The 19,451-nt window shown below is 47.2% G+C and carries 16 protein-coding genes; 3 read left to right on the top strand and 13 right to left on the bottom strand.

Features of this window, described 5'->3' with window-relative positions; genetic code table 11:
* Window positions 1-23: 23 nt before the first annotated feature.
* The 13 genes from flgF to HMPREF9194_RS04535 form a co-directional block, all read right to left on the bottom strand.
* Window positions 24-824 (bottom strand): flagellar basal-body rod protein FlgF, encoded by an 801-nt coding sequence (flgF, locus tag HMPREF9194_RS04595; protein WP_016525212.1) that lies wholly within the window; start codon window positions 822-824, stop codon window positions 24-26.
* Window positions 825-871: 47 nt separating this feature from the next.
* A complete protein-coding gene (locus HMPREF9194_RS04590; protein WP_016525211.1) occupies window positions 872-1,462 on the bottom strand; it encodes a TetR/AcrR family transcriptional regulator in 591 nt (196 codons plus the stop codon).
* Window positions 1,463-1,676: 214 nt separating this feature from the next.
* Entirely contained in the window at window positions 1,677-2,912 is a 1,236-nt protein-coding gene (secF, locus tag HMPREF9194_RS04585) for a protein translocase subunit SecF (protein ID WP_016525210.1), read from the bottom strand.
* Window positions 2,909-4,675, bottom strand: coding sequence for a protein translocase subunit SecD (gene secD / locus HMPREF9194_RS04580; protein ID WP_040846618.1), 1,767 nt, complete (start codon window positions 4,673-4,675; stop codon window positions 2,909-2,911). The genes secF and secD overlap by 4 nt, the downstream gene beginning before the upstream one ends.
* Before the next feature lie 25 nt (window positions 4,676-4,700).
* Window positions 4,701-5,102, bottom strand: a complete 402-nt coding sequence (yajC, locus tag HMPREF9194_RS04575; RefSeq protein WP_016525208.1) for a preprotein translocase subunit YajC — start codon at window positions 5,100-5,102, stop codon at window positions 4,701-4,703.
* A 67-nt stretch (window positions 5,103-5,169) separates the two neighbouring features.
* Window positions 5,170-5,766 (bottom strand): hypothetical protein, encoded by a 597-nt coding sequence (locus HMPREF9194_RS04570; protein WP_040846186.1) that lies wholly within the window; start codon window positions 5,764-5,766, stop codon window positions 5,170-5,172.
* A complete protein-coding gene (locus tag HMPREF9194_RS04565) occupies window positions 5,757-7,109 on the bottom strand; it encodes an FAD-dependent oxidoreductase (RefSeq protein WP_016525206.1) in 1,353 nt (450 codons plus the stop codon). The genes HMPREF9194_RS04570 and HMPREF9194_RS04565 overlap by 10 nt, the downstream gene beginning before the upstream one ends.
* An 11-nt stretch (window positions 7,110-7,120) precedes the next feature.
* Window positions 7,121-8,584 (bottom strand): DUF4127 family protein, encoded by a 1,464-nt coding sequence (locus tag HMPREF9194_RS04560; protein ID WP_016525205.1) that lies wholly within the window; start codon window positions 8,582-8,584, stop codon window positions 7,121-7,123.
* A complete protein-coding gene (locus HMPREF9194_RS04555) occupies window positions 8,581-9,282 on the bottom strand; it encodes a hypothetical protein (RefSeq protein ID WP_016525204.1) in 702 nt (233 codons plus the stop codon). The genes HMPREF9194_RS04560 and HMPREF9194_RS04555 overlap by 4 nt, the downstream gene beginning before the upstream one ends.
* 14 nt (window positions 9,283-9,296) lie before the next feature.
* Window positions 9,297-11,456 (bottom strand): hydantoinase/oxoprolinase family protein, encoded by a 2,160-nt coding sequence (locus HMPREF9194_RS04550; RefSeq protein ID WP_016525203.1) that lies wholly within the window; start codon window positions 11,454-11,456, stop codon window positions 9,297-9,299.
* 122 nt (window positions 11,457-11,578) lie between these two features.
* On the bottom strand, window positions 11,579-12,868 hold the full coding sequence (locus tag HMPREF9194_RS04545) for a hypothetical protein (RefSeq protein WP_016525202.1): 1,290 nt from the start codon (window positions 12,866-12,868) through the stop codon (window positions 11,579-11,581).
* Window positions 12,869-12,900: 32 nt separating this feature from the next.
* Window positions 12,901-13,818 (bottom strand): ROK family transcriptional regulator, encoded by a 918-nt coding sequence (locus HMPREF9194_RS04540; protein WP_016525201.1) that lies wholly within the window; start codon window positions 13,816-13,818, stop codon window positions 12,901-12,903.
* Window positions 13,819-14,001: 183 nt separating this feature from the next.
* Window positions 14,002-16,092: a DUF5054 domain-containing protein gene (locus tag HMPREF9194_RS04535; protein WP_016525200.1), complete on the bottom strand. Its 2,091-nt coding sequence runs from the start codon at window positions 16,090-16,092 to the stop codon at window positions 14,002-14,004.
* A gap of 364 nt (window positions 16,093-16,456) precedes the next feature.
* Between HMPREF9194_RS04535 and HMPREF9194_RS04530 the strand changes: the two genes are divergently transcribed.
* From HMPREF9194_RS04530 to HMPREF9194_RS04515, 3 genes are all read left to right on the top strand, one after another.
* Window positions 16,457-17,359, top strand: a complete 903-nt coding sequence (locus tag HMPREF9194_RS04530; protein ID WP_016525199.1) for an AraC family transcriptional regulator — start codon at window positions 16,457-16,459, stop codon at window positions 17,357-17,359.
* A 243-nt stretch (window positions 17,360-17,602) separates the two neighbouring features.
* On the top strand, window positions 17,603-18,493 hold the full coding sequence (locus tag HMPREF9194_RS04520) for a carbohydrate ABC transporter permease (RefSeq protein WP_051127828.1): 891 nt from the start codon (window positions 17,603-17,605) through the stop codon (window positions 18,491-18,493).
* Between the two features lie 14 nt (window positions 18,494-18,507).
* Window positions 18,508-19,380, top strand: a complete 873-nt coding sequence (locus HMPREF9194_RS04515; RefSeq protein WP_016525197.1) for a carbohydrate ABC transporter permease — start codon at window positions 18,508-18,510, stop codon at window positions 19,378-19,380.
* Window positions 19,381-19,451 lie beyond the last annotated feature (71 nt).

Here is a 19,451-nt window from a genome sequence, read left to right as displayed (position 1 = left end):
TCAATTCATTTTATCCGCGCAAATTATCCGCGCAAAGAAGCCGTTTTGCCCCACAGCACGCTCATCATCGTGTCGCCCGCCTGCACCGTTTTTTGGTTCGCTTCGTACGCGCGGTTCACTTCTATCATTTGTACCATTTCGTTTACGATATTGACGTTTGAAGTTTCGATAAATCCCTGCAAAAACGCGGGGCGCTCTTCACCTTCGGCAATGTGGGCGGGGCCGGAAATATCGGTTTGCGCATACAAACTTGCGCCCTGTTTTTTCAAATAGCGTTCGTTGTCGAAGCGGACGGTTTTAAAGCGGTCTATTTCGTTCATGCCGTCGGCATCGTATATGACACCGTCTTTGTCGACGAAGAATTCGGTATCGGCAACATAGATGACGCCTTTTTCGCCCAAAACCGGATAACCGTCCTTTGTTTCGAGCAAGCCTTCTTTGCCGATCATAAAATTGCCGTTACGCGTATAGCGTTCACCGGCGGGAGTTTGTACGGTAAAAAAGCCGGGAGCGGAAAGGGCCATGTCGGTTTTGCTTGCGGTTTCTTTATACGAACCCTGCGAAAAATCGGTAAAGGATTCGTTCGTTTCCACACCGAGTCCGAGCCGGCCGATAATGGGCGCCGCATCGGCGGAACCGAAGGGAGTTTTATACACGCCGTCGTCGCTCATGCGTCGTATAAGCAATTCGGGAAAATTGCGGCTTACCGCCGTATCTTTTTTAAAACCGGTCGTATCGACGTTCGCCAAATTGTTGGAAATCACATTTAAGCGGTTTTGCTGCGCCGTCATACCGCTGGCGCCCGTATACCATCCTCTAATCATACTGCCTCACAGTATAATTATCGGAGGCTTTAATTTTTCACTTAAATTTATTTTGTAAAAAGCAGCGACGCGGATTGGCTTATGAGAATGCTTATCGTTTCGGTGATTTCACGCGCGCTTGCCCGTATGGTGCCCAGCACAAAACCCAAATAGACGGAAATAAGGCCGCCTGCAAACAATTCCAGCGCAACCGTAAAATGCGGATTTTCGCGAAGATTTTCGGGAACGCTTTGATTTGACGAAATATATTCGATCAGGATTTTTTTTATTCGATCGGTAAATCCTATGGAAGCGGTGTTTAAATTGATGCGGCGGTAAAAATCAAGATTGTCCGCAAGCAGTTTTTCGACGCGGAGCAAAAGCGGCATCGGCTCTTTCAAAAAATCAGTAAAACTGAAATCCGCAAAAAAGCCTTCGACATCGCCGAGGATCTCGTTTGCGATTTCCATAAGCACATCCATCGGATTCGAATAATGGGCATAAAAGGTACCCCGGTTCAAATCGGCTTCGCGCACGATGTCGGAAATGGAAATTTTATCGATCGGTTTTTCCTGCATTAAATTTACATACGCATCACGTATAAGACGGCGCGAACGGGCGGCGCTGCGGTATTCGGCTTTTTTTACAGTTCCGGACATTTTTGCTCCTTTTTGTACAACTATAGCGTATTTTATTATACCGCATGGGCCCGAAAAAAATCAACACTTGCCTGATTTTGATTTTCAGATTGATTTTAAAATTATGTGGTATTTTGTACGCGCCGCATACGAAATAAAAAAAGGACGGCCGCCTGCGAGCGCCGAAAATCGGCACCGCATGCTCCGTCCTTTCCGTTAAACCGGCGCGGATTTTTTATGCGCGAACCGCAGAAAAAGCGGCGGGCTTCTTTTTTTCTTCGTCGGAAGGTTTCCAGTTGCGGCGCACCAGAGCGATAAAGGCGCTGGCGATCATAATCGTCGAATATACGCCGGAAATCATACCGACAATGAGCGCGAGCGCGAATTCTTTCATGCTGCCCGACGTAAAAATATACAGGGCAAAAACCGCCAACAGCGTCGTAACGGTCGTTATAACCGTGCGTCCTAAAATCTCGGTTTGCGAAAGATCCAACAGCTCGGTGAATTTCGTTACCTTAACCGTTTTCATATTTTCGCGCACGCGGTCCAATACGACGATCGTATCGTTTATCGAATAACCGATAATCGTCAAAATGGCGGCGATCATCGTGGAGTTCATTTCGAGCCCCGTCCACGCGATAAAGGCGACCATAATAAGCGCATCGTGAGTGATTGCCAAAACGGCGCCGAGCGCAAAGTCCCAGCGGAAGCGGATTGTCGAATACAGCCAGATAAGCAACAAGGTTGCAGCAACCAAAACGATCGACTGCAGTATAAGCGACGAAGAAAACTGCGAGCCGATAAAATCGGTTTTTATAACCGCAACCATATCTTCACCGAAAGCGCTGCTCAAGCGTGATGCTATGGTTTGCTGAATTTTTTTGCTCGCCTCCGGATCGCTTCCGTCGTCGCCTGCGCGGATTTGAAACGAATTGCTTTTCGAATCGCCAACCATTTTTACCGAAACGTCGTTCATTGAAGAAAGCGCATTGCGCACGTCTTCGGCACTGTAATCGCGGGTCGTTGCTCCGATATAGTGCAGTCTGAAAGGAGACGTTCCCAACACACTGGAAGATTCCGAGTTCGAAAATAAATCGACGGCCGTTTGATCGGAAGCCGAACGCACAACCGCGTTGACACCGGTTATCTCGTTAAGCGCGGAAGCGACTTCCGCGACGGTGCGGTAGCGCACATAGGGTATTTCGTACGAAGCGTTTTCGGCACCCACGCCGCTGACTACGACGGTCATACCTATGCCGGTAATCTGTACCGAAACGTTTGCGGGCCCGGAATAGGTCAGTTCCAAAGCGGTCGGCGCAATGCGGATATCTTCAATTAAACCGGCTTTAAATTCGATACCGAGATTTAAGCCTTTTGTGATTAAAGCAAAAATTCCCGATAAAATAAGCAAAACGCTGAGAATGACGCAGGGAACAAAACCCTTACTGAAATGTATGACTTTTTTACTCATTTTTTAAGCCCCCAACCGATGCTGATTTTTTCCCGATGCAGGGTTTGCGTTCCGAAATCGAATATGAGACGGGATACAAACAGCGCGGTAAATACCGACGAGAATACGCCGATGGCAAGACTGACGGCAAAACCTTGGATGGGCCCCGTACCCAGCTGCGATAAAAACAGCGCCGCAATAAAGGTCGTTATGTTCGAGTCCATAACCGCCCAAAACGCGTGATCGAAGCCGGCGTTCACCGAAGCTTCGCGGCTTTTGCCCAAGCGCAGTTCGTCGCGTATGCGTTCGAAAATAATAACGTTCGCGTCTACGGCCATTCCGATTGTCAAAATCATACCGGCAATACTGGGCAGCGTTATCGTAAGTCCGAATGCGGACAAAATACTGAACATCATAAAAAGGTTTAATATTTGAGCGACAACGGCGTTTACGCCGGCACCCTTATACCACAAAAGCATAAATACGAGCACCAAGGCCAACCCGAGCGCGACCGCTTTTACGCCCTGCTTTATGGTTTGTTCTCCCAAAGAAGCGCCGACGACTTGCTGACTTTCAACCGTCAGCGGCACGTTCAGCCATGCGGTTTGCAAAACCTTTTGCAAATTGTTTGCTTCTTCCAAACCGAATCCCGAAATGGCGACGTTGCCGCCCGGAATCGCTTCGTTTATAACCGCATAGGATTTTACCTTGTCGTCGGATACGATGGCTAAAGATTCGCCGACATGCGTGGCCGTAAAATCGCCGAAAATAACGGCGCCTTCGGTATCGAGCGTAAGATGTACTTCGGGTTTTCCGAGCCGGCCGGAACCGACGGTAGCGGCTTTAATATGCTTTCCGTCGAGCACCGCTTCTTTTTTTACGACCAAATAACCTTTGCGCTCGTCCAAACCGTAATTGTCTTTTTCGTACAAGCCGAGCACTTCGGTATCGGAAGGAATAACCGAAGGATCCAAAAGCCGGCCGGAAGCCGTAAAGGTATCGGCAATATGCGTACGGTAATATTCGGTAAAGGCGGCCGTTGCCGCGGAATCGACAAGCCGGATGTTCAAAATACCCTTTCCGAGGATAATCGTATTGATACGGTCGGCTTCGGCCGCGCCGGGAAGTTCAATATAAATGCGGTCTTCACCCTGCTTGCGGATAACCGGTTCGGAAAGGCCGAACTTATCGATACGGCCTCGCAGAGTTTCAATCGCCTGATTCATCGCCTGTTCTCTGAATTCGGCTTCGTTATCTACCGAAACGGAACCTTTTTGCGCGGCGACTGCGGCGTCCAAATCGGCCTTTACGATAATGCTCATACCGCCGGACAAGTCCAAGCCGAGCTTTACCGCGCGGTTGTAGCGGTTTTTTGCCTTCAATATCTGCCGGCGGTAGTGAGCTTCGAAAACCGATCGCACTTCGCTTTCGGCCTTTACCGCATCATCGCCTTTATCGGCAAATATCAAAAGCGCGTCGCGCACGGTCATCGGAGAAGACGGCTTTGTGCCGCTTTTTTTATACAGTTTTTTTGCCTGCTTTTTAAGCCACGCATATTCGCTTCCCAGCACGGCGCTGCGGTCCGCACGCTGTATATCTTTCAGAGTGTTTACTTCCTTCGCCGCCATAACACTCGAATAATCTTTTATTTTTTCCAGCGAACTTAATGCCAGCGCCTGAACCTCTTTCGGGGTACCCATGTACCATGCCAAAGACGGCCACAAAAAAACAAAACACAGGGCAATAACCGCAAGGATGAGTAAAAAGCGGCTTCTTTTGTTCATCATTTACTTGAACTCCGCACTTTCATTAATTTTTTGCCGAATCGGTTTTCGTTTCGCCGTCGTCGCTCTTTTTAAAGCGGCTGAAAAACGAAGACTTTTCGGCGGGCTTTTCTTCTTCTTTCGCCGGTTTATCGACGATAACGGATGCGACGGCCGAACGCGTAAATTCGATTTTCGCATCGTCGTCCACTTTTACGATAACCGTTTGGTCTTTTACGGAACTGATAACGCCGTGAATGCCGCCGATCGTAACGACCTTGTCGCCTTTTTTCAAAGCGTCAATCATTTTTTGCGTTTCTTTTTGCTTTTTATTTTGCGGCCTGATTATAAAAACGTAGAAAATAACAAAAATCAAAGCGATGGGTAAAACCATGCCTAAAATACCGCCCTGCTGAGCGGCAGCCTGCAATACCGGCACAATGTACATACGAATGTCCTTCCTTAACAGTTTAAAAATACTTGTGGTACAGAGTAACACAAAACATTACAGGCAGTCAAGCACGGCAGAGCGCCGCCAATGCTTCGTACCGGTTCGGATTTTCAATTTTAAGCTGAAAGAGGTCTATATATTGACTGCAAAACGGAAACAGTTTTACATTTGTAAACGAAAAGGCGGCAATTTCCCTAAAAACGGGATTTACATGCACACCGTTCGTCTTACTCAAATATTCGTCGGCGGGAAGCTCCGAATGTTCCTCTATATGGTGAAAGAATTCGTGAGTTAAAACGGCAGCCGCAACCGTATTTTCATCTTTCAGACGGCATCGCGCCTGCACATCTTTAAGCACATACGCGGGAAACTGAGAATTCCAATGAATTTCTTTTGCGCCCGGATCGTAATACGCTTTATCGCCGTACTTGCGTCTTTCTTCTTCGCTATAGGGAATAATTAACACGCCGAATTCGCGCGCATTTTCTTCGGTTTTATACGGATCAAAGGAATATTTTAAAGCCAAGCCGGCGCCGTACGCGTCCGCTTGCGCATACAGGGTTTTCAACCGAGTTTGCGGAACCCTTTTAAAAACGGGAGAAGAAAAACGCAAAAGAAAATCAAACTTTTTCATATCGATTTTATCCGCGCTTACAGCCATTTTTTCCCCGGAACGGCGCCCTGTTCAAACAGTTTACCTTGCAGTTCTTGAATATCGATATCGGCAAAATCGATATCTTTTCCGACGCACAAGGCGGCAGCCGTTCCCGCCGCTTGACCGAGCGCCATCGCGGTCGCCGAAATCCGTACCGAAGCCAAAGCTTCATGTGAAGCGGACACGCAGCGACCCGTAGCCAAAAGATTTTTGATTTTTACCGGTACCATAACGCCATACGGAACATCGTAGCAGCAATCTTTTTCTTTGCGCACCCAATTCAATTCTTTGCCGGCAGGATCGTGAATATCGATCGGGAAGGCGCATACGGCGACGCTGTCGGAATGACACGCATTATGAACGACATCGTCGGAGGTAAGCGTTTTTATTCCTTCAATTCGCCTACTTTCGCGCACCCCGGCTACAGAAGCTATTCGGTTCAAAAAGCAGTGTTCGAATCCGGGGATGTATTTTTTGAAAAAAGAAAAAAGTTCGGTTACCTGTTTATGCGCGGCACATTCGGCGGCGGACAAATCCGCCGCATTTACTCCGGACAGCCCGATGATACGCGTCATATTCACCAACACTTCGTTTTTCCGTATTCCCTGAAAAAACAATACGCGGTCCCGCGGCAAGGTTAAATCGCCGTTGTCGCGGGCTTTGCTGACCGAATCGAAAAAACCGGAAACTGCAAGATATTTTTTTAAATCGCATTGTTGGTTTAATATAAACTGTTCGGGGTTTTTGTTTATATAATCGATAACCCTATCCGTATCCACATCGCCGAGGGTAAACATGAGGGTCATCGGCTGCGACAAACCGTCGCGCGGCCGCCCCGAATTGCATTCGACTTTGCTTGCTGCGGCCAAATCGGCATCGCCCGTAGCGTCGATAAACACCTTTCCCGTAAATACGGAGCGGCCGCTTTTATTGACTGCGCTTATGCTTTTTATTCTTCCGTTTTCGGTTTCAACAGAATCGATAAAGGTATGCAGCAAAAGGCTTATATTTTGCCGTTCTTCCAGCATTTCAAAATAAACGAGGCGGAGCATTTCCGTATCGACGGGCGTAATGGTAGAAACTACGCCGATAGGATCGGGAAGATGGCCGAGCGTCGCGTTTTTTTCCGTAAGCCGGTCGATAATTTCCTGCGCGATGCCCTTAACCACTTGTTTGTCGCCGGCATGAAAGGTCATAAGCGGCGACACCATTGCCGCCGTATTCATACCGCCCGGATATGCGTTTTTATCTATGAGTAAAACGTTCATACCGTTGCGTGCGGCGGATAAAGATGCCGTTATGCCGCTCGGTCCCGCTCCCGCTACGATAACGTCGTATACTTTTTTCATACTTTACCTCCCTATTGTTTTACCGTAAATGAAGCTTCAAATATTCTCGGCCACGGAAGCTCCGCGGTAAATTCCGGAACGCTTTTGCCGAATACATCGTGCAAAAGGCACCGGTTGCCGAACAGTACGGCAAGCATACCGTGAGCATCCGCAGGATTTTCTAAGCACCACGGATCATCCCGTTTTTCGGCAAGCAGCGCGCCGAGTTCTTGACGAATCAAACCTTGATACAATAAATCATCGAGCAAGCGTTCCGCCGTAAACCGCCGGTTTTCCGGAGAGTTCCGCCCCTTCGACGCGATAATCTGCGCAAGAATCGTCCCCAAAGAATTGCTTGCGGTATTCCATGCAGCGTATCCGCACAACGATAAAAGTTCCGTTTTTAACGCCGCTGTTTTTAAAAAAGACACATCGCCGCCGTTTGCATATGCAAGATCCAAAAGATAACAGCTTTTTCCGTCCTTTATCGCTGCGGCTATTTTTTCGGCCATACGACCGTATTCCCCGGCCGAATAAGCGTCCGTTTTTTGTACATCCGAACACCAATCACCCTGAACGTTTTTCGGCGGCAGAATAAACAAACGGCATTTTGCGTTTTTGCGTATATGAATGCCGCAGGCATGTACATGACTGTATAAGTTTTCAATAAACGGTCTGTCCTCGTATTTTGCGGTAAAGGAAATATTATCGGACAGCCATTCTATCGCAAGCGTTGCCGGAGCAAAATTCGAAACGGCCGTACTTACCAGTTCGGTTGCGGCTTCGTCGGTTCCGTTATGCAAAAACACTTTTCCGTTTAATTTTTTTTCACGAATTTCGGCTTCCATTCGTTTTTGTTCGTCGATTTGCAAACCCGATGACGAGCAGTCTTCCTGCAAAATCAAAAGTTTTTCGAATATATTGCGCGAAACGAACTCGATACACCGCATATTTACGCGATGATTTTTTTTGCGGGCGGCCAAAAAAGCGTCCAGCACTTCCGCTGGAATTTCCGTAACGATACGGTCGATTTGCGTTTTCAGTTTCGCATCGGAAGGTTCCGATCTTTTATACTCGTAGACGAGCTTTGAATATTCCGCAATTTTTTCCCACCACCGCTTGCTTTCCGCATCGAGCGTACTGACGGTCGTGCGCATTAGTATCGTAAAAGCAAAGATGCGCAGACGCGGGTTCTTTTTCTTTAAAGCCTCGATAAACGCAAAATCGTTTTCGATATCGCTTTGCGTTTTTGCATTTGAGCGCGACGCTATAAGGCCGCCGAATATAAGCTGCTCTACCGACAAAATCAATATATCGGATTGTTCCGCTTCTTTTTGCAGCCACAAACGTACCGCCTTGTGCCGTGACGGAGTTTTGAAAAAATCCATTATATTTTTCGGCGGAACACTTATCCGCACTCCGCGCAGTAAAGCGATTTTTTGAGGAAAATCATAATTACACGGCCTCGAATCGAGCGGCAGCAGGGCGATTTTCATGCGGTCTCCGGCATTTTATCGATTTCGTTGCGGAAAGCGCCGAGAGCCTTTGCGATGGTGTCGGCGGTTTTTCCGGTTACTACGGCTCCGATCATAATTCCCGCAACCTTACAGCGCGAAAGCACACCGACTTCGTTCGGTTTTATGTACCGCTGCGTCGGAACGACGACGGGCAAAGATGTCCCGCTGCAAATAGCGGCATAAGTTAAGATTTCTTTTGCCGTTAAGGGCTGACCGTAGGTTTCCGGTTTTATAACCGAGGCTTCCAATACGTCGGCGCCGATTTTTTCAAGTGCCCGTACTTCTTCCGCCGTATAATTCGAATCCAAAGCGATCATTTTTATTACAGACGTATTTTGCAAAAGTTCGGCCGGAACGTGCCGCGCGTACAGCGACCAAAAATCGAAGCCGGCTTCGGCGGCAAGAGGAAAATCCCGCAGAGCGGAAGCGGTATCGGCGCCCAAAACGATGCCGCAGGGGCCTTGTGCCGATTGAAGAATTTCGTTCAGTTTATCCTGTTCTTCGGCAAAGCTTTTAAAAAGCGTTTTGCTTGCCCTGTGTTCCACATTTATATGCACTTTAACCACATCCGCACCGTTTTCCCACGCGACACGGGCAAGAGCCGGATCGTTTACGGGCAGGCTCATAATAAGCGTCATTTTTTTGCCGCGCAGCAAATCGATATAGTTTTTTTTCATAATTTTCTCCTCATTTACTTTCGCCGCCGTATAAGAGCGACGACGGGTTCGTCTTTATCCAACCCGTTCAGTTCCGTCTTTATAAGGTTTTTCAGTTGATTAAAATCAAGGATGCTCGAATAATCCCCGATTTTGCTTTTGTATAAAATAAAAACTTCCGGTAAAATCATCCCCGCGTCCGTGTACACAACCTTTTCGTCTATAAATTGCGCAATCGCCTCATACGCTTCGAACGCCCGGCTTTGCATAGCCGAACCTTCATTCACTTGCAGTTTTATAACGCCGTATGCATCGAGCACGCGGTACTGGCTGACGTAATTTTTCAGCAAGCCGAAAAATTGCGCCGTTTTTTTGCGGTATTCGAATACGGTAAGAAAATCGGTTTGTGCGGCAATACGGAGTTCTACGGGATCCGCTTTAAACGATGCGGCCGCATTTGTGCGCAAATTGTCCGCGCCGCTTTTTGTCAATTCAACGGACGCCTTATTCATGTGCAGCGAACCGACGGCGACAGCGCGCAATATATTTTTTGTACGGTCAAATTCGATTTGTACATCGACGGTTGCCGCATCCGCCCCCATAGCTTCAAGGCGGTTTGCAGCCTCCTTTCGGATGGAAAGTATATCGTTTTCATCAGGATCTATAACGGTACGTTCCACACTGTCCCGAAGCATTGCTATTGCGGCTCCGATAGCCGAAATAACTTCCGCTTTATCGGTAATCGCGTATTTTACCCCGAGTTTTTTACTGAGCCACGGGACAACAACCGTACAGCCGCCTCCCCCGCCGACAAGCGAAATCAAATCGGGATCAAGACCGTATTCTTCCAGCAAATCTTTTACTACGGGAATAATTTTCGAAACCGCTTTATCGAGGATTCCTTCGGCTAAGGTTTTCCCGTCCGTGCCGAAGGCTTTTGCCAATTGTTCAAAAGCGTTTTTTACCGCTCTTTCATTGGAATACGCATAATCGCCTTTTTTTACCGAGCCTGCCGCAATAGCCGCATCGGTAAGCGTTACGGCAAAAACTTTTCCGTTTTCATTAACCGCTGTAAGATAGTCATCGGGATCCGAATGCACGGGACGGCGGAATTCCGGACGGACGGAGGCGATTTCAGCTTCATCGCAAAATGCAAGGTAGCTCAAACCGGCAATATGCGCGCTTCTCGGTCCTACTTCGACAACCGTATTTTTTTGCATACGCACCATTGAACCGCCGCCTATTCCGACTGTCCGCGAATCGAGCGTTTTTAAATAAGTGATATGGCCGCCTATTTCAGCGGATTTAATCATGGCTTTTCCGTCTTTAATCGCCGAAATATCCGTACTGGTACCGCCGACTTCCAAAAATATGCCGTCGGAAACTTTGGCAAACATCAATGCGGCGGCGATTCCCGCAGCGGGACCGGAAAGCAGGGTCAAAATCGGACGGCGGCGCATTTGCGGCAAGTCCATAACGCCGCCGTCGCTGCGCATAATCATAAGCGGAACGCTTATGCCGCTTTTTTTTATACTTTCGTCGGTTATATCGGCGGTGGAAGTCATTTTCGGCAAAATGCTCGCATTTATAACGGCCGTGCGGGTTCTGACTTTTAAACCGTACAGCTGAGAGATTTCACAAGCGGAGGCTGCCGGAAGTTTATTTTCAAGGGCGCAGGCGCTTACCGCCTTTTCGCAAACATCGTTATCCACACCGAAAGCTTCGCTTGCGACAATAACGCGGCAGCCGCTTTTTTTTAGATATAAAACCGCATCGGCCGTTTTTTCTTCGGTAAATTCTTTGGTACTTGAATTCAAAAAAACATGATCGGTTTGCAGGAATTTTCCCGGACTGAGCTCCAAACTTTTTATGCGGGTATCGTATTTTGCCTTTAAAGCTTCCAAGCCCTTTCCCATACCGACGATACCGACTTTTGCAACGTCGCCTTCAAGCAGCGCGTTTGTCGCCTGAGTCGTACTGTGCGCGACAAAGCACACTTCCCGCGGTTCCGCCTTTGTTTGCGCCATTATTTCCCGAAAGACGGTAATTATTCCCCGAGACACGGATTCGGATCCGGCATGAGTGGTCGGCGTTACCGCATGAGCGACAAGGCGGTTTCCCGGCTGTTCAACAGCCACCGCGTGCGTAAAAGTTCCGCCCACATCAATACCGATACGCAAACTCCGATTATCCATTTCAATTCCCTTACTTACAATTTTTTGTAAACATTTTTTTCAAAAAAAACGGTACCATGCCGAAGACCGGCTGCATTTTTACGCAATCGGTCTTCGCCGCTTTTTTGATTTATTACATTATTTTAAAAATACATTATTCCCGCTATTATCAAGCCGATAACGGCGGCAACCCATACATACGGAAGCGTTTTACGCAAAATATCGTTTACATCGGTTCCCGTAGTGGCCGCGGTCCATACGTTATGCGTATTGGTCGGATCGCATATTCCCTGCAACTGCCCGGTAGACATAAGAGCCGCCATCAATGCAAAGGCGGAAAGTTTTCCCGTAGAAAGCATGATGGCGCCGATACCGAGTCCCAGCCCCCACACATTTAAAGGTCCGCGGTACAAAGCCAAAGGCGCTAAAATCGAGAAAAAAAGTATAAACGTAAGCGCCGTACCGGGTAAAATACCGGCAAGCTGCGGTCCTATGTGCTGGGTTACGCGCGGATCGAAAACGACTTTCAAAAGCATACCGATGCCGATCAGCAGGAAAATGGCTCCGGCCGAATCTCCGATTCCCTGAATAATCGATTTTGTCAAATCATTTAAAGAGTTTTTGTTTATCGTCGTAATCATGCAGTATAAAATGGCGACGACAAAACCGGTAATAATATCGAGCTTTAAGCCCAAAACCATTATCAACGGAACAATGGGGGTAAACAGTGCAAAAACATTAACTTTTTTTGCGGAAGCTTCAGGCACACCGTTTGCCGAAGGCCAACCGATCTTTTTTTTGCGGAAGATTTTCCCGCCGAATTTGGTTTCGATGACGACGAATAAAATACCGAAGGCAAGGAAGATGCCGCCCAAGGGCCATGCGAATTTACGGATCTCTTCCACGCTCAATCCGAAAGCGCTTGTATACAGACCCCAGTTTGCAAGATTGAAAATACCGCCGGTACTGAGCGCAAACAGCAAAATGCACCCGGCCGTCAGCGAACTTATTCCCACCGACGTCATAATGGGCAAAACGATACTTCCGATCATGATGACGGACCCCAAGCCGCCCAGCGTCGTAAACAGCACACTTAAAACGACCATAAAAGAAATACCCAAAACAATCGGCCGGTCGCCTGCAAGCTCGGAAACTTTTCGGACAATCGTTTCGGCAATGCCCGTATGCTTTACATACTGCGCCAAAATCGCTCCGAAAATAAGCATCATCATTGCCGAGGCTAAACGCACCGGTCCGTCAACAAACATCAACGTTAAAATTCCGGGATTATCGCCGTCTTTTAAAAACGGGATGCCGGAAACCAGCGCGATAAAAAAAGCCATCAGCGGAAGAGCAAACAATGCGGATAATTTCTTTGTGTACATAAGCGTACACATCACGACAAAAATGAGCACAATCAATGCGGTTACCATACAATCCTCCTAAAATGTTTTATACGGACACCTTAAAGCCTGAAATAGATCGACTGAAACCATTCCTTTTCCGCAGCGGCGGCCATTCCCAAAGCGAAAACCGATTCGGGTTCGGGAAAAAAATACAAGCGCTCTTTAAAGGAACTTACGGCATTCTCTGCCTCTATTTTGAACTTTTCAGTGCAGTATCCTATAAAAATTTTCGATATGTCCAAAAATTGAAAAAGCATATCCGCCGCCGTAAAAAAAGTCGATACAAGCGGCATAAGCCCCGTGCGGTTTTTTTCGCCCCGGCACACATTCCCGTTTAAAATGAGGGCGGATTTTTCTTCGCACGATTCATATATGCATAAATAATTGCACATACGGGCGGCTTGGCCGATCAAGCCTTCCCTTATGGCCGCGCCGTTAACCCGATGATCTATGTACGTAAATATCATAAAACGGCGTTCGATAATTTCTTTGAGGGGAACGTGTTGCCAGCCGAATTTTCCGCATTGAACGACAATTTGCCGTTCGAACTCGATTTCGCCGGATAAACCTATGCCGATTCCGAGAACCTTCGGAAAAGATACCAATACGCGTTCAATTAATGCATTCAGTTGATGTATTACGGGAGTATCGCGCTCGATTTTTTGCGTGAGTTTATATACGCAATTATTTTCACAGTCGGTTATCACCAAATCGGCCGCTTCGCCGTTCAAATCTATTCCGATAAAATGACCGTATTCTTTGTTTAAGCGATAAATTACCGAACGCCTTCCGCCTATCGAATCCCGCATACCGACGCATACCAACAATCCGAGCTTCAGCAAACCGTTTACGGCGGAAGATACGGTGGAATTGCTTAAGCCGGTATATCGGACCAATTCGGCCTTTGTTGCATATTTTCTTGAAAAAAGACAAACCAAAATATTGGTAAGGTTTTTTATTTTCATTTGGTCCAACATGCAGCCTCTTTTAAGAACTTTTTACGAAACTCGTAAAAAGTTCTTAATTTGAGTATAGCACCGGATTTTTATTCCGTCAACATTTTAAAATTACCGGATTCTCAAAACATGCGGAGGTATCACAAAAAATAAGGAGGCTGTCAAAAATCGAAGTTTTTTGACAGCCTCCCCTTAAATTGCCCCTTATTCCAGCTCGACAATAAAGCGCGCTTTTATATCTTCACCGTACCACATCGGAAAGTTGGTACCCCACAGATTGTTGTACAGGTTAAAGTGCACACCTCCTGCCGGATTTTCGAAAAGGTCGTCGAATTGAAGCATTTTCGCTTTTCCCAAAGCGGCCAAAGCCGTATCGAGCGGCGTTATTTTGCACTGCATATCGGCGCCGCAATATTCGGCGAATTCGACGGCATGATACGAGCGGTTTCCGCCTTTGACGACGTCCGAAGGATTTATGAGCGTGCCCATTTTCGAAAAGCGCCATCGGGCGGGTGTCGCCGCAGCGGGAGAAAAGCTTACCCACATCGATTCGGGCAAACGGTTCGCTTCTTTATCGAAAAGCTCGTACGAAACTTCAAGCTGCGAGGATTTTTTTTGCACCGTATAACGCACGATGATTTTTTGCGGAGCGCCGCGCGGGCAATCGGCTCCGGCGTGCAGCAAAACTGAAAGTTCGTCGTATCCGTCGGCTTTTTCGAGGCTTGCCGATGCAAGAAGCGGCGTATACACGCCGTGTTTTGCAAAGGGTTTTGCATACTGCATACCGGGCTTTCCGAAGTCGGCGGACACCCAACATGCGTTTATATCCATGTTCCGGTTATAGGTGAAAAAGTAGCGCACATAGTCTTCGTGCGAGTACGTACGGTATGAATAAAGCCCCAAGCCGCCTTCTCCGGCAAATTCTTTTCCGTCCTTATTTTGTAACGACAGCAAAGCGCCTGCAGAACCCAAAACCGCTTTAAAAGAACCGAGGGCAAAGGTTTGTCCCGCAAATATGCTTTTTCCTTTTTTTATGCGTTTGTCGGGAACCAACGAAGCGAGGGCTTTAACCGCTTCTTTTTTTAATGTGGGAGAAAGATTTTTTATCGCATCGTCGATATACGCGCGCTGCTCTTTATGCGAAGATTCGAACAGCGAATACGAAAAACGATTGCGCTTTGCAGGATCGTCCGGATACAGTTCTTCCAATTCCCTTTTTGCGTGGTTCGCGATGATTTTAAACTCGGGCGGAACGTCTTCGGCGTTTACCTTGTCGCGTTTGCGCGCGGCGTGAAAATCGTCGATAGACCAATTCGAATAATCGCCCAAATATTTTTTTAAGTCCATGCCCCACGTGTGTTCGGGAATCATGATGAGCGAATCGAGAAAATCCCTGTAAGCGGGCGAATCGACAAGGGCTTTGTTTTTTACGAGCCAGTTTTTGCGCAAACGCAAAAGCGCTTTATACATCGCAACTTTTTTCGGATCCGTTCCGACGCCGTGAATCCACGTATCGCCGATTTCTTCGGTTACAACGGGAAGCGACTGTTCGATTTTTTTCAGATTCGGAACGAAAGCGTCCAAACTCGACGCGCATATGTCGGCACCGGGAAAACGCTTTTGCAGTTCGGCAAAGGCGCGGCATACAAAATCGGGACCCGGGGCTCCGTGGTTGTCCGCGCTGTTTATAACGACGAGCGCTTCATCCAGCTGCGGGTGAATAAAGGTTTCGCCGTAGCTTTTATCGTACTGCACGATTATTTCGCTCGAATCGGGCGCGCGCCAACGGAAAATGCGCGGAACTTCGGGTAAATGAGAACCGTCGTTTACGCCGATATGCAAATATTTTACGCCGCGTTTTGCCAAAAACGGCACCATTCCAAGCGTATGGCCGGGAACGTCGGTCATTTTTGCGGCAATCGTTTTTTTATTGAATTCTTTGTCCAAAAAAGCCGAATACGACAAACCGTATTCCCACAGGTCGGCGTCCATAAGTTCGGTGTGCGTTGTAAAAGGAAGCGCGTGCCAAACGATGTCGCCGGCTTCGACGGCTTCTTTTAAAGCCGCACGCTTTTGGGCGTCGGCTTTTTTCCAATACGTGTAAATAAGCCAAGAGCCGGTTGTCCACACCAGCCGCTCTTTACCTCCCCGTTCGCGCAATTCTTTTGCGGTTTGCATGGCTTTGGGAATAAAATCGTTAATGTAACTATCCGTAATTACGGAAGCCAAATCCGTAAAACCGATATCGAGATGTGTTTTAAACACGACGTGAATACGTTTAAGTTGCTTACTCATAGCATTAGATATTAGAGATAGCGCTTTCTTTGTCAAGAGGTCGACGGATATACAGCATGAATTGGAGTAAACAAAAAACTACTTGTTCCGACACATGCATGAAAAAAGGTCGCTCAGGCAATGCGCTGCGCTTATAAGCCGTTCACGACCTTTTTTCATGTTTTTTGCGTAAGCGATTTTTGAACCCTTTTATTCATGCAGAATCTTCTGTGTCCGATTACGTAATTTTAAACACGCAAACACATCACGTTTTCCTGCCGGAACTAATCCCCCATATCTTATTCTGCAGCAGGATTGTGCCGGCTCAGGACTATTTTTGTACGGTTGCCAAGAAGGGCGAATAGCCGTACAATGAGCGCGGCTTATGGATTATAAACTTATCAGGTCTTCGTATCGCTTATCGGAAACTCATATATGCACCCTTATCGACGGATACGGCATAGACGTGTTTTGGTTTCGGGCGATGGTAAAAGAAGGCAATTGGCTCATACGGCGGCACGCTCATTCCACCTACGAATTCCACTTTTGCCGTAAAGGCGAATGCCGGGTCGAAACCGACACCGCGTCTTTTTTAATAAAAGAAGGTCAGTTTTATTTAAGCGGACCGGGCGTATATCACGCGCAGTTTTCGAACAATCAGGATGAGTTTATCGAGTTCAGCCTTAATTGCAATATCCGTAAAACCGCGGCGCCGAAAACGCAGGCGGGAAAAGAAGCCGAAAAAATAATTTCGCTTTTTAACGAACTGCCCTGCCTTCCCGTCGCCGATCACTGCAACATTCTTTCGCTTTTTGAAGAATCGCTTGAAGAAGCCGAACGGCAGCAAAGCGGATACATATGGAAACTGCAAAGCAAGGTTGCCGAAATTCTGATTGCCGCAGCGCGTTCGATGGAACGCGACCATAAAGGCGTCAGCGTAAAAAACGTGTCGCTGAACGAGCCGAATTACCGCATGGCAAGAATTGAAGAATTCATCGAAGCGAATATTTCGCAAAATATACGGCCTTCCGATATCGCCGCTCACTTGAATTTAAGCGAAAAGCAGGTTTCGCGAATCGTATACGCGTATAAAGGTTTTTCAACCAAAAAATTCATTACGCGTACCAAGCTGCACCGCGCAAAGGAACTGTTGGTATCGAGCGACCTTTCGATAAAAGAGATCGCCGAGCGTTTGGGCTTTTCGGACGAATACTATTTCAGCGCCGTTTTTAAAATCCACGAAGGCGTTCCGCCGGGCGTTTTCAGAACAAGCATGAAGATACGCTGAACGGTATGCCGCGATGTCCGAAACACACAAAAGAACAAATCGGACATTTTTCTGCGGATAAAACGACGAACGGATATTCTTTTATTAGACAAAGAATTAAGTACCACTCAAAACAGGCATCCGTATATATATTCAAAATAACAGACATAAAAACATGTCGATTTTTGATAAAAAATGTCCGAAATTCCGATTTTCAAACAATCGAAAACGATTAATAATAGGGCAGACGGAAAAGGAGCTGCCGTGAAAATAACGGACTTGACTTTGCCGGGACGGTTTTGGAAATTCAGATATTTATATCTGATGTTTTTGCCGGCATTCGTTTATTTTATAATGTTTTCATATTACCCGTTCTTTAAGGGTATTTTGATGAGTTTTCAGGAAAACAAACTTATGGGAGCGCGGCCTTTTGCCGGCTTGGAAAACTATACGTATGTTTTAAAAGATCCCGATTATATTCAAGCCATTATCAATTCGCTGATAATAGGCCTTGCCGACATGGTGCTGTACTTCGGTCTTTCGCTTGTTTTGGCGCTGTGCATAAACGAGGTCGGTTTGCGCCCCGTGCAAAAAGGACTGCGCACGATCACCTATTTGCCCTACCTGTTTTCGTGGTCGGTTATCGGCGGCATTTGGGCGCTTGCGTTCAACAATCAGGGTATTGTAAACATTGTGCGCGGCTGGTTCGGAGCGGAGCCGCTGTTTTTTCTTGCCGAAGCCAAATACGCGCGCATGCTGGTTATCAGTATGGGCGTGTGGCGTTCAATCGGCTATTTTGCGATGCTGTATTCGGTTTCGATCTTTGCGATAGATCCTTCTTTATATGAAGCGGCGCGAATCGACGGTGCCGGCCGCTTTATGCAAATTACGCGGATCATTATTCCGTCTTTGGCCGGAACGATGAAAGTCATTTTAGTCATTTTGAGTATAAGCGTCCTTACCCACTTCGATGAAATCTACGTTATGCAAAATCCGGGAAACAGACGCAGCATTCAAACCCTGCTGATTTACGTATACGAAGTCGGCATCACAAACTTCAAATTGGGCACGGCGACTGCCGGAGCGACGCTGGTTATGGCGGGAACTTTAGTGCTCGCGTTTATTACGAGAAACGTAATAAAATACGACGCGTGAGGTGAAAAACGGATATGAATACGATACAGCCGAACAAAGTCGATAAACTGCATCCGATTGCCCATAAGCTTATATTGGTTTTACTGAGCGCCGTTGCGATTACAATGATTTTCCCGATGATAAACGTGTTGTCGGTATCTTTGTCGGAAGCGACAAAGTCCAACTATCCCGGTTTGATTTTGTGGCCGCAGGGATTTACCTTTGAAGGCTACGATTTTATTTGGAACAGAATAAACCTGTGGCGCCCCTTTGTGATTACCGTATACGTTTCGGTAGCCGGAACTATTTTGCATATTTTTCTTTCGTCAATGGCGGGTTACGTGCTTATCCATGAAGATCTTCCGTTCCGCAAGTTGTTCACGTCGTTCATCCTGCTTACGATGGCCGTCCCCGGAGAGCTTACGCTTGTTTCGCTGTACGAAATAAACAAACAGTTGCACTTAACCAATACGCTTTCGGCCATCATTATAAACGGGGCGGCTTCCGGTTTAAGCATATTGCTTATGCGCAATTATTTTTCGAGTGTTCCCAAATCCCTTTTGGAAGCATCGAAGCTTGACGGTGCTTCCGAGCTGAAAACCTTTATAAACGTATACTTGCCGCTTTCGGGTTCGGGGATCATCACCATCGGTACCTTGGAATTTATCCGCCGGTGGAACAACATTACGATTACCGTTTCGCTGCTTTCCAAACGCAGTTTATGGACAATGCCGGTTTATTTGCGCGAAATTCTGTTCGAGCAAAGCAATACGGCCGGTTCGGAATTTATTTTTGCAAACGCTCAAATGGCTGCCGTCGTGTTGACCGCGGTGCCGCTTGTCATACTGTACTTTTTTACGCAGGACTTTTTCAACAGCGGCGTTACGCTGGGAGCCGTAAAGGAATAAGAAGACCGATTAACCGTTTGCGTTGCAAACGTAATTATAAATTGTCTGTTCGTGAACGCGTGCGGGCGTTT

The organism is Treponema maltophilum ATCC 51939 (assembly GCF_000413055.1).
Lineage (GTDB): Bacteria > Spirochaetota > Spirochaetia > Treponematales > Treponemataceae > Treponema_C > Treponema_C maltophilum.
This window is presented reverse-complemented; position numbering and strand designations above follow the sequence as displayed.